Source organism: Bacillus cereus group sp. BceL062, assembly GCF_051780025.1.
Lineage (GTDB): Bacteria > Bacillota > Bacilli > Bacillales > Bacillaceae_G > Bacillus_A > Bacillus_A toyonensis.
In genome coordinates this window covers 209841-220958 of sequence record NZ_JBPWGY010000011.1, presented here as the reverse complement: position 1 = coordinate 220958, position 11118 = coordinate 209841, and the positions used below count along the sequence as shown (strand labels likewise).

Genomic DNA, 11118 nt, shown 5'->3' with positions numbered 1-11118 from the left:
AAGCTAGTAAGATCCCTGAAAGATGATCAGGTTGATAGGTTCGAGGTGGAAGCATGGTGACATGTGGAGCTGACGAATACTAATAGATCGAGGACTTAACCATATAATATGTAGCAAATGTTATCTAGTTTTGAAGGAATATGCCTTCATAGTTTGGTGATGATGGCAGAGAGGTCACACCCGTTCCCATACCGAACACGGAAGTTAAGCTCTCTAGCGCCGATGGTAGTTGGGACCTTGTCCCTGTGAGAGTAGGACGTCGCCAAGCAAGCTTAAGACGAGTCAGAATGACTCGTCTTTTTTGTGTTTATTTTTATTTACCAAATGTCATAATCCATAAATTTAATAACGCCAAAAATGAAAAAAGAATGAAATAGAGACTGTTTAAAATAATGGCAATGATTTTTTGTGTTCCTGATTTTCCGACTGTCCTAAAATAATACTTAAGAACAGGAAACATTATTTCTATTATAAGTATATATTTTAAAAAATGAGAGTAGAAAAAATGGGATGATATAAATAAGTATTCAATCATTATAGCAATTACTGCGATAGAGAAAAATAAATAAGATAATAGCATAGTTATTTTTTTTCACGGTTATTCTCCCCCTAAAAATTAAATCGCTATAATATAAGTTCTATTGATGTATAGAGAATAAGAGTTTATATACTTTTATTAAAATGTACTGAAGTACCATATAAACAATTGTACGTAAAATAGATCTCTAGAAATATATATTCTAATTCCCTTTCCTTCTTGCATATAGTTGCAATTCTTCTTTTGAATATAACTAAAACACGAACGTTATTGGTAACTAGTAAAAAAACATTCGATTATTTATTGACATTGTTTATAAAATATTGTTAATATAGCCATAGAAACAATATTTTATAAGACCTCATATAATCGCGGGGATATGGCCTGCAAGTCTCTACCTAACGACCGTTATTCGTTAGACTATGAGGGAAAGTCACTCGGTATTTTTCTATTCACAAGGGATACGTATGCCTGAGTAGAGCGCTTTCTCTCATAGTAAAAGAGAAACTGTTCTATTTCAGGCTTTTTTTATTTGAATCGGGGGGATTCTAATATGAAATCACTAGTTGGAGTCATAATGGGAAGTACGTCAGACTGGGAAACAATGAAATTTGCTTGTGACATTTTAGATGAATTAAATATACCGTATGAGAAAAAAGTTGTATCCGCTCATCGGACTCCGGATTATATGTTTGAATATGCAGAGACGGCTCGTGAACGTGGATTGAAAGTTATTATTGCTGGAGCTGGTGGAGCAGCGCATTTACCAGGAATGGTTGCAGCGAAGACAAATCTTCCTGTAATTGGCGTTCCAGTTCAATCAAAAGCGTTAAACGGATTAGATTCATTATTATCCATCGTCCAAATGCCAGGAGGGGTTCCAGTTGCAACTGTTGCAATTGGTAAAGCTGGTTCAACAAATGCTGGATTACTTGCTGCACAAATACTTGGATCATTCCATGATGATATACATGATGCATTGGAATTGAGACGAGAAGCGATTGAAAAAGATGTGCGTGAAGGTAGTGAGCTAGTATGACGAGAATCATTTTACCTGGAAAAACAATCGGCATTATTGGAGGCGGCCAGCTTGGAAGAATGATGGCATTGGCAGCTAAGGAGATGGGATATAAAATTGCTGTTTTAGATCCTACAAAGCATTCACCATGTGCACAAGTTGCTGATGTTGAAATTGTTGCACCATATGACGATTTAAAAGCAATTCAGCATTTAGCAGAGATAAGTGATGTTGTCACATATGAATTTGAGAATATTGATTATAGATGTTTACAATGGCTTGAAAAACATGCTTACTTACCACAAGGTAGTCAGTTGTTAAATAAAACGCAAAATCGTTTTACAGAAAAGAATGCAATTGAAAAAGCCGGGTTACCGGTAGCGACGTATAGATTAGTTCAAAATCAAGAGCAGCTTACTAAAGCGATTGCTGAGTTATCATATCCTTCCGTCTTAAAAACAACGACAGGTGGATATGATGGGAAAGGGCAAGTTGTTTTAAGAAGTGAAGCTGATGTTGAGAAGGCACGAAATCTTGCGAATGAAGCAGAATGCATTCTAGAAAAATGGGTGCCTTTTGAAAAAGAAGTATCAGCTATTGTCATTCGTAGTGTAAGTGGTGAAACGAAAGTGTTTCCAGTAGCGGAAAATATTCATGTGAATAACATTTTACATGAATCTATCGTTCCAGCTCGCATTACAGAAGAACTTTCTCAAAAAGCAATTGCTTACGCAAAGGTACTTGCGGATGAATTAGAACTTGTGGGAACACTAGCGGTAGAGATGTTTGCTACAGCTAATGGTGAGATTTACATTAATGAATTAGCACCAAGACCTCACAATTCAGGACACTATACACAGGATGCATGTGAAACGAGTCAATTTGGTCAACATATTCGAGCAATCTGTAATTTACCTCTTGGAGAAACAAATTTGTTAAAACCAGTTGTCATGGTAAACATTTTAGGCGAACATATAGAAGGGGTCCTAGGACAAGTGAATAGATTAACCGGGTGCTATTTACACTTGTATGGAAAAGAAGAAGCAAAAGCGCAGCGAAAAATGGGGCATGTTAATATTTTAAATGATAATATTGAAGTCGCTCTAGAAAAAGCGAAGAGTTTGCATATTTGGGACCATCAAGAACAACTGTTGGAGGGAAAAAGATGATTAATCGTTATACACGCCCTGAAATGGGTGCTATTTGGACGGAAGAGAATAAATTTAAAGCATGGTTAGAAGTTGAGATTTTAGCTTGTGAAGCATGGGCTGAGCTTGGCGATATTCCAAAAGAAGATGTTAAAAAAATTCGTGAGCATGCATCATTTGATATTGATCGTATTTATGAAATTGAAAAAGAAACACGTCATGACGTAGTTGCTTTCACTCGTGCTGTATCAGAAACACCAACATTAGGTGAAGAACGCAAATGGGTTCATTACGGTTTAACATCTACAGACGTAGTAGATACAGCTTTATCTTACATCTTAAAACAAGCAAATGAAATCTTGTTAAAAGACTTAGAAAACTTCGTTAGCATTTTAGCTAACAAAGCGAAAGAGCATAAATACACGATTATGATGGGAAGAACGCACGGTGTTCATGCAGAGCCAACGACATTTGGTTTAAAACTTGGTCTTTGGTATGAAGAAATGAAACGTAACGTAGAGCGTTTCAAACAAGCTGCGGATACAGTTCGCGTTGGTAAATTATCTGGTGCAGTTGGTACATACGCGAACATTGATCCATTCGTAGAAAAATTTGTTTGTGAAAACTTAGGATTAGAAGCGGCACCAATTTCAACACAAACATTGCAACGTGATCGTCATGCACATTACATGTCAACACTTGCGCTAATCGCAACATCTATTGAAAAGATGGCAGTTGAGATTCGTGGTTTACAAAAGAGTGAAACACGTGAAGTTGAAGAGGCTTTCGCAAAAGGTCAAAAAGGTTCTTCTGCAATGCCACATAAACGTAATCCAATTGGATCTGAAAATATGACTGGTTTAGCTCGTGTTATCCGCGGTTATATGATGACGGCTTACGAGAATGTTCCATTATGGCATGAGCGCGACATTTCTCACTCTTCAGCAGAACGCGTAATTCTACCAGATGCTACAATCGCATTAAATTACATGTTAAATCGCTTTGGTAATATCGTTAAAAACTTAACTGTATACCCGGAGAATATGAAACGCAATATGACAAGAACATACGGCTTAATTTACTCTCAGCGCGTAATGCTTACACTAATCGACAAAGGTATGGTACGTGAAGAAGCTTATGATATCGTACAGCCTAAAGCGATGGAAGCTTGGGAAACACAAGTACAATTTAAAGAGCTTGTAGAAGCTGATGAGCGTATTACGAGCAAATTAACGCAAGAGGAAATTAACGAATGCTTCAACTATGAGCATCATATGCAACATGTTGATACAATCTTTGAACGCCTAGGATTAAACGAAGCGTAAAATTTTATATGGCACAGAATAGAGTCATTCTGTGCCATTCTTTATAAAAATATTATTCACATTTTTCAAACTACAGGGGGCTTGCGAAATGCAAAAGCTAGAATTGCTGTATGAAGGTAAGGCAAAAAGAATTTATCGTACAGAATCAGCAGATATGGTTTGGGTAGAGTACAAAGATAGTGCGACTGCTTTCAATGGGGAGAAAAAAGAGACGATTACAGGAAAAGGTCGTTTGAACAATGAGATTACAACTTTATTGTTCAGAAAGTTACAAGAAGTAGGAATAAAAACACATTTTGTTGAGAAGTTATCTGAAACAGAGCAACTTGTAAAAAAAGTGAGTATTATTCCTTTAGAAGTTGTCACAAGAAATGTAATTGCAGGAAGCCTTTCAAAGCGATTAGGAATGGAAGAGGGAACTGTACTTGCAGAACCAATCGTAGAATTTTACTTCAAAGATGATGATTTAGGTGATCCGCTTGTAACGGAAGATCATATTCGTGTATTAAATGTTGCGTCACCAGAGCAAGTAAGCGTATTACGAGATATGGCTCTACAAATCAATCAAGTATTGATTGAGCATTTCGCAAGCTGTCGTGTAAGATTAGTAGATTTTAAATTAGAGTTTGGTGTAACGGAAGAAGGAGAAATCATATTAGCGGATGAGATCTCACCAGATACTTGCCGTTTATGGGATGAAACGAGCAATGAAAAGTTTGATAAAGACGTATTCCGTCGCGATCTTGGAAATTTAACAGAAGCTTATGAAGAGATTTTAAAACGTTTAGGGGGAATTTCACATGTATAAAGTTAAGGTATATGTAACGTTAAGAGAAAGCGTATTAGATCCACAAGGAACAGCAGTAAAAGGGGCACTTCATAGTCTTTCATTTACAGAAGTACAGGATGTTCGAATCGGAAAGTACATGGAACTAACAATTGATAAATCTGTATCTGACCTTGACGAAAAGGTAAAGGAAATGTGTGAAAAATTATTAGCAAACGTTGTAATGGAAGACTTCCGTTATGAAGTTGAGGAGGTTGTCGCACAGTGAAATTTGCCGTAATAGTATTTCCGGGTTCGAACTGTGATGTCGATATGTTCCATGCAATTAAAGATGAGCTTGGTGAAGAAGTAGATTACGTTTGGCACGATAGAGAGAATTTAGATGAATATGATGCAATTTTACTACCTGGTGGATTCTCTTACGGTGACTATTTACGTTGTGGTGCTATTTCTCGCTTTGCTAACGCAATGAAAGCAGTGCAAAAAGCTGCTGAGCAAGGAAAACCAATTTTAGGAGTGTGTAATGGATTCCAGATTCTTGTTGAATCAGGATTACTACCAGGAGCACTAATAAGAAACGAAAACTTAAAATTTATGTGTCGCACTGTTCAGTTACGTGTTGAAAATAACGAAACGATGTTTACATCACAATATGAAAAAGATGAAGTAATCAATATTCCAATTGCACATGGTGAAGGGAATTACTATTGTGATGAAGTAACTCTTAAACAATTAGAAAAGAATAATCAAATCGCATTCCGTTATGTAGAAAATCCGAACGGTAGCGTTTCAGATATTGCTGGTATTGTAAATGAAAAGGGAAATGTACTTGGTATGATGCCACACCCAGAGCGTGCTGTAGATGAATTGCTTGGTGGTGCTGAAGGGTTAAAAGTCTTTCAATCTATCTTAAAACAGTGGAGGGAAACATATGTCGTTAATGCTTGAACCAAATCCAACACAAATTAAAGAAGAGCGTATATATGCGGAAATGGGGCTAACAGACGAAGAGTTTGCCATGGTTGAAAAGATTCTAGGCCGTTTGCCGAATTATACAGAAACAGGTTTATTCTCTGTAATGTGGTCTGAACATTGTAGTTATAAAAATTCAAAACCAGTTCTTCGCAAGTTCCCAACAACAGGTGAGCGTGTCCTGCAAGGCCCTGGAGAAGGCGCTGGAATTGTAGATATCGGTGATAATCAAGCGGTTGTATTTAAAATGGAAAGCCATAACCATCCTTCTGCTATTGAACCATATCAAGGAGCAGCAACAGGCGTTGGTGGTATTATCCGTGACGTATTCTCTATGGGAGCACGTCCAGTAGCTCTATTAAACTCACTTCGCTTCGGTGAACTACAATCACCACGTGTGAAATATTTATTCGAAGAAGTAGTAGCAGGAATCGCAGGATACGGTAACTGCATCGGTATTCCTACTGTTGGTGGCGAAGTACAATTCGATCCATGTTACGAAGGAAATCCACTTGTAAATGCAATGTGCGTAGGTTTAATTAACCACGAGGATATTAAAAAAGGGCAAGCACACGGTGCTGGCAATACAGTAATGTACGTAGGAGCATCAACTGGTCGTGACGGTATTCACGGTGCAACATTCGCATCTGAAGAACTATCTGAAAGCTCAGAAGCGAAACGTCCGGCAGTTCAAGTAGGAGATCCATTTATGGAGAAACTTCTTATCGAAGCATGTTTAGAACTTATTCAGTCTGATGCACTTGTTGGAATTCAAGATATGGGAGCTGCTGGTTTAACTTCATCTTCTGCAGAAATGGCAAGTAAAGCAGGTATGGGTATTGAAATGTACTTAGATGATGTACCACAGCGTGAAACGGGAATGACACCATATGAAATGATGCTATCTGAATCACAAGAGCGTATGTTAATTGTTATCAAAAAAGGTAGAGAGCAAGAAATAGTAGATTTATTTGAGAAGTATGGTCTTGCAGCAGTTACGATGGGGAAAGTAACGGAAGACAAAATGCTTCGCTTATTCCATAAAGGTGAAATGGTAGCTGAAGTACCAGCAGATGCTCTTGCAGAAGAAGCGCCAATTTATCATAAACCATCAAAAGAAGCAGCATACTTTGCTGAGTTCCAGCAGATGAAAGTGGAAACACCGCAAGTAGAAGATTATAAAGAAACGTTATTCGCTTTACTACAACAACCGACAATTGCAAGTAAAGAGTGGGTATATGATCAATATGATTATCAAGTACGCACAAGCACAGTTGTTACACCAGGTTCAGATGCAGCGGTTGTACGTGTACGCGGTACAGAAAAAGGATTAGCAATGACGACAGATTGTAACTCTCGCTATATTTACTTAGATCCAGAAACGGGCGGTAAAATTGCGGTAGCAGAGGCAGCGCGTAATATCGTATGTTCTGGTGGAGAGCCACTTGCAATTACAGATTGCTTAAACTTTGGTAACCCAGAAAAACCGGAAATCTTCTGGCAAATTGAGAAATCGGTAGATGGTATGAGTGAAGCTTGTCGCACATTACAAACGCCAGTTATTGGCGGAAACGTATCGATGTATAACGAGCGTAGTGGTGAAGCGGTATATCCAACACCGACTGTTGGGATGGTTGGTCTTGTCCATGATTTAAAACATGTAACAACACAAGAATTTAAGCAAGCTGGGGATTTAGTGTACGTAATTGGAGAGACGAAAGCTGAATTTGGTGGAAGTGAATTACAGAAAATGATCCACGGCAAAATTTTCGGCCAATCACCAAGTATCGATCTAGATGTAGAATTAAAACGCCAAAAACAAGTATTAGAAGCAATTCAAGCTGGCCTTGTTCAATCGGCACATGATGTTGCTGAAGGTGGTTTAGCAGTTGCAATTTCTGAAAGTGCAATTGGTGCTAACGGTTTAGGTGCTACTGTGAAATTAGACGGTGAAGCAACGGCGGTATTATTTGCGGAATCACAATCTCGCTTCGTTCTAACTGTAAAACGTGAAAACAAAGAAGCGTTCGAGAAAGTTGTCGAAGCAATTCAAGTTGGAGCAGTGACAGATACAAATGAGGTAACAATTCATAATGAAGAAAATGAAGTATTACTTACAGCAAATGTAGATGAAATGAGACAGGCTTGGAAAGGGGCAATCCCATGCTTGCTGAAATAAAGGGGTTAAATGAAGAATGTGGCGTCTTTGGAATTTGGGGGCATGAAAATGCGGCACAAGTTTCGTACTACGGATTGCACAGTTTGCAGCACCGTGGGCAAGAGGGCGCAGGCATTGTTGTAAATAATGGGGAAAAAATCGTCGGTCACAAGGGATTAGGTTTAATATCGGAAGTGTTTTCAAGAGGTGAGCTAGAAGGATTGAACGGAAAATCAGCAATCGGACACGTACGATACGCGACGGCTGGTGGAAGTGAAGTAGCTAACGTTCAACCATTATTATTCCGTTTTTCTGATCATAGTATGGCATTAGCTCATAACGGAAATTTAATTAATGCAAAAATGCTTCGCCGCGAATTAGAGGCAGAGGGAAGTATTTTTCAAACGAGTTCAGATACAGAAGTACTTTTACATCTTATTAAGCGTAGTACGAAAGATTCTTTAATTGAAAGTGTAAAAGAGGCACTAAATAAAGTGAAAGGTGCGTTTGCATACCTTTTACTAACTGGGAATGAAATGATTGTTGCGCTAGATCCGAATGGGTTCCGTCCTCTTTCAATTGGAAAGATGGGTGATGCTTACGTTGTAGCATCAGAAACATGTGCTTTCGATGTAGTAGGTGCAACATACATTCGTGATGTAGAACCGGGTGAATTACTTATCATCAATGATGAAGGAATTCACGTAGATCGTTTTACAAATGAAGTAGATCATGCAATTTGTAGTATGGAGTACATTTACTTTGCGCGTCCGGATTCTAATATCGCTGGTATTAATGTCCACGCAGCACGTAAAAACATGGGGAAACGTTTAGCGGCAGAAGCTCCTATTGAAGCTGATGTTGTTACTGGTGTACCAGATTCTAGTATTTCAGCTGCGATCGGTTATGCTGAGGCGACAGGTATTCCATATGAGTTAGGATTAATTAAAAATCGTTACGTTGGACGTACATTTATTCAACCTTCTCAAGAACTGCGAGAGCAAGGGGTAAAGATGAAGCTTTCCGCAGTAAGAGGTGTAGTTGAGGGGAAACGAGTTGTTATGATTGACGACTCTATCGTAAGAGGAACGACAAGCAAACGAATTGTTCGTATGCTTCGTGAAGCTGGAGCGACAGAGGTTCATGTAAGAATTGCTTCACCGCCTCTAAAATATCCATGTTTCTATGGTATTGATATTCAAACGAGAAAAGAATTAATTGCAGCAAATAATACAGTAGAAGAAATCCGTGAAATGATCGGAGCGGATTCTTTAACATTTTTAAGTGAAGATGGATTAGTAGATGCAATTGGACGTCCATATGAAGGGAAATATGGCGGCCTATGTATGGCTTACTTCAATGGAGACTATCCAACAGCTCTTTATGATTATGAGCAAGAGCTTTTAGAAAGTATGAAATAAGAAAGTGAAAAAAGCTTCTACTTCTTTTGATGTAGAAGCTAGCTTCTTTCTTAAAAACGGCCGCCCTGGATGGGGAGAAATTAAAAGACGAGGTGTAAATAACGATGGCGAATGCATATAAGCAAGCAGGAGTAGATATTGAAGCTGGATATGAAGCGGTATCTCGCATGAAAAAACACGTACAAACAACAATGAGAAAAGAAGTACTAGGCGGTTTAGGCGGTTTTGGAGGTATGTTTGATCTATCAAAATTTGCATTAGAAGAACCTGTATTAGTATCTGGAACAGATGGCGTGGGAACAAAATTGATGCTCGCTTTTATGGCAGATAAACATGACACAATTGGTATTGATGCAGTAGCGATGTGTGTAAATGATATTGTTGTCCAAGGGGCAGAGCCGCTTTTCTTCCTTGATTATATTGCTTGTGGTAAAGCTGAACCTAGTAAAATTGAAAACATCGTCAAAGGTATATCAGAGGGCTGTCGCCAAGCTGGTTGTGCATTAATTGGTGGGGAAACAGCTGAAATGCCAGGAATGTATTCTACGGAAGAATACGATTTAGCTGGTTTTACAGTTGGGATTGTTGATAAAAAGAAAATTGTAACAGGTGAAAAGATTGAAGCTGGTCACGTATTAATTGGCTTAGCATCTAGCGGTATTCATAGTAATGGTTACTCTTTAGTACGAAAAGTGTTACTAGAAGATGGAGAACTATCTTTAGATCGCATTTATGGACGCTTAGAACTACCTCTTGGTGAGGAGTTATTAAAACCAACGAAAATTTATGTCAAACCTATTTTAGAACTATTGAAAAAACATGAAGTATACGGTATGGCTCATATTACAGGTGGTGGATTCATTGAAAATATTCCACGTATGTTGCCAGAAGGAATTGGTGCTGAGATTGAACTTGGATCTTGGGAAATTCAGCCGATTTTCAATTTGCTTCAAGAAGTTGGGAAACTAGAAGAGAAAGAAATGTTCAATATTTTTAACATGGGTATTGGTATGGTAGTAGCGGTAAGGGAAGAAGATGCAAAAGATATTGTTCGTCTTCTTGAAGAGCAAGGAGAAACAGCTCGTATTATTGGTCGTACTGTACAAGGGGATGGTGTTACCTTCAATGGGGGCACAGCACTATGAGTAGATTAGCAGTTTTTGCTTCTGGAAGCGGATCTAACTTTCAATCTCTCGTTAATGCGGTAGAAGAAAAGAGATTGGATGCAGATATTAGTTTATTAGTATGTGATAAACCAGAAGCACGCGTTATTGGACGGGCACATTATCATCATATCCCATGTTTCGCTTTTTCAGCGAAAGCATATGAGTCAAAAGAAGCATTTGAAAAAGAAATATTAAAGAAGCTAGAAGAGTATGAAATTGATTATGTTATTTTAGCTGGATATATGCGTTTAATTGGGCCAACTTTACTAGAAGCATATGGCGGGAAGATTATTAACATTCATCCATCACTACTACCGAGTTTCCCGGGGAAAGATGCTGTCGGTCAAGCGTTAGAAGCAGGTGTGAAAGTAACTGGAGTAACAATTCATTATGTAGATGCAGGTATGGATACAGGTCCAATTATTGCGCAAGAAGCAGTAGTTGTTTCTGAAGGTGATACGAGAGAAAGCTTACAAAAGAAAATTCAACAAGTTGAACATAAATTATACGTAAATACAGTGAATCAAATTGTTCAGTCTGTGAAAGAACCAACTGTTAACTAACATACAACCAGGGGTGAAGGAT

The 11118-nt window shown here is 38.2% G+C and carries 11 protein-coding genes, 2 rRNA genes and 1 riboswitch; of the genes, 12 read left to right on the top strand and 1 reads right to left on the bottom strand.

Annotation, left to right across the window (positions count from 1 at the left end; all coding sequences use genetic code 11):
- Together ACS2MN_RS23805 and rrf are read left to right on the top strand one after the other, a co-directional pair.
- Positions 1–103, top strand: a 23S ribosomal RNA gene (locus ACS2MN_RS23805); the annotation flags it as partial.
- A 49-nt stretch (positions 104–152) separates the two neighbouring features.
- A 5S ribosomal RNA gene (rrf, locus tag ACS2MN_RS23800) occupies positions 153–268 on the top strand.
- Positions 269–313: 45 nt separating this feature from the next.
- Here rrf and ACS2MN_RS23795 read toward each other — a convergent pair.
- The gene (locus ACS2MN_RS23795) at positions 314–580 is read right to left on the bottom strand and encodes a hypothetical protein (RefSeq protein WP_346994896.1); all 267 of its coding nucleotides are present in this window, start codon (positions 578–580) and stop codon (positions 314–316) included.
- Positions 581–879: 299 nt separating this feature from the next.
- Positions 880–981, top strand: a riboswitch (purine riboswitch).
- A 110-nt stretch (positions 982–1091) separates the two neighbouring features.
- Between ACS2MN_RS23795 and purE the strand changes: the two genes are divergently transcribed.
- The 10 genes from purE (at position 1092) to purN (ending at position 11096) form a co-directional block, all read left to right on the top strand.
- Entirely contained in the window at positions 1092–1577 is a 486-nt protein-coding gene (purE, locus tag ACS2MN_RS23790; protein WP_000839361.1) for a 5-(carboxyamino)imidazole ribonucleotide mutase, read from the top strand.
- Positions 1574–2725: a 5-(carboxyamino)imidazole ribonucleotide synthase gene (gene purK, locus ACS2MN_RS23785; protein WP_000196786.1), complete on the top strand. Its 1152-nt coding sequence runs from the start codon at positions 1574–1576 to the stop codon at positions 2723–2725. Before purE ends, purK begins: the two co-directional genes overlap by 4 nt.
- Complete coding sequence (gene purB / locus ACS2MN_RS23780) at positions 2722–4029, top strand: adenylosuccinate lyase (RefSeq protein ID WP_000610752.1); 1308 nt, start codon at positions 2722–2724, stop codon at positions 4027–4029. Before purK ends, purB begins: the two co-directional genes overlap by 4 nt.
- An 88-nt stretch (positions 4030–4117) precedes the next feature.
- The gene (gene purC / locus ACS2MN_RS23775) at positions 4118–4837 is read left to right on the top strand and encodes a phosphoribosylaminoimidazolesuccinocarboxamide synthase (RefSeq protein WP_001170546.1); all 720 of its coding nucleotides are present in this window, start codon (positions 4118–4120) and stop codon (positions 4835–4837) included.
- Positions 4830–5084 (top strand): phosphoribosylformylglycinamidine synthase subunit PurS, encoded by a 255-nt coding sequence (gene purS / locus ACS2MN_RS23770; RefSeq protein WP_071720175.1) that lies wholly within the window; start codon positions 4830–4832, stop codon positions 5082–5084. Before purC ends, purS begins: the two co-directional genes overlap by 8 nt.
- Positions 5081–5764: a phosphoribosylformylglycinamidine synthase subunit PurQ gene (purQ, locus tag ACS2MN_RS23765; RefSeq protein ID WP_000666770.1), complete on the top strand. Its 684-nt coding sequence runs from the start codon at positions 5081–5083 to the stop codon at positions 5762–5764. The genes purS and purQ overlap by 4 nt, the downstream gene beginning before the upstream one ends.
- The gene (purL, locus tag ACS2MN_RS23760) at positions 5748–7967 is read left to right on the top strand and encodes a phosphoribosylformylglycinamidine synthase II (protein WP_000055551.1); all 2220 of its coding nucleotides are present in this window, start codon (positions 5748–5750) and stop codon (positions 7965–7967) included. The genes purQ and purL overlap by 17 nt, the downstream gene beginning before the upstream one ends.
- Positions 7952–9367: an amidophosphoribosyltransferase gene (gene purF, locus ACS2MN_RS23755; RefSeq protein WP_000879031.1), complete on the top strand. Its 1416-nt coding sequence runs from the start codon at positions 7952–7954 to the stop codon at positions 9365–9367. The genes purL and purF overlap by 16 nt, the downstream gene beginning before the upstream one ends.
- A 104-nt stretch (positions 9368–9471) precedes the next feature.
- Complete coding sequence (gene purM / locus ACS2MN_RS23750) at positions 9472–10512, top strand: phosphoribosylformylglycinamidine cyclo-ligase (RefSeq protein WP_001262428.1); 1041 nt, start codon at positions 9472–9474, stop codon at positions 10510–10512.
- Positions 10509–11096 (top strand): phosphoribosylglycinamide formyltransferase, encoded by a 588-nt coding sequence (gene purN, locus ACS2MN_RS23745; protein WP_000088570.1) that lies wholly within the window; start codon positions 10509–10511, stop codon positions 11094–11096. Before purM ends, purN begins: the two co-directional genes overlap by 4 nt.
- Positions 11097–11118 lie beyond the last annotated feature (22 nt).

Excerpts from the sequence above, each read along its gene's own strand:
- purB (WP_000610752.1), top strand. The coding sequence starts at position 2,722 with ATGATTAATCGTTATACACGCCCTGAAATGGGTGCTATTTGGACGGAA.
- purE (WP_000839361.1), top strand. The coding sequence starts at position 1,092 with ATGAAATCACTAGTTGGAGTCATAATGGGAAGTACGTCAGACTGGGAA.
- purL (WP_000055551.1), top strand. The coding sequence starts at position 5,748 with ATGTCGTTAATGCTTGAACCAAATCCAACACAAATTAAAGAAGAGCGT.
- purC (WP_001170546.1), top strand. The coding sequence starts at position 4,118 with ATGCAAAAGCTAGAATTGCTGTATGAAGGTAAGGCAAAAAGAATTTAT.
- purF (WP_000879031.1), top strand. The coding sequence starts at position 7,952 with ATGCTTGCTGAAATAAAGGGGTTAAATGAAGAATGTGGCGTCTTTGGA.
- purM (WP_001262428.1), top strand. The coding sequence starts at position 9,472 with ATGGCGAATGCATATAAGCAAGCAGGAGTAGATATTGAAGCTGGATAT.
- purS (WP_071720175.1), top strand. The coding sequence starts at position 4,830 with ATGTATAAAGTTAAGGTATATGTAACGTTAAGAGAAAGCGTATTAGAT.
- purK (WP_000196786.1), top strand. The coding sequence starts at position 1,574 with ATGACGAGAATCATTTTACCTGGAAAAACAATCGGCATTATTGGAGGC.
- ACS2MN_RS23795 (WP_346994896.1), bottom strand. The coding sequence starts at position 580 with ATGCTATTATCTTATTTATTTTTCTCTATCGCAGTAATTGCTATAATG.
- purN (WP_000088570.1), top strand. The coding sequence starts at position 10,509 with ATGAGTAGATTAGCAGTTTTTGCTTCTGGAAGCGGATCTAACTTTCAA.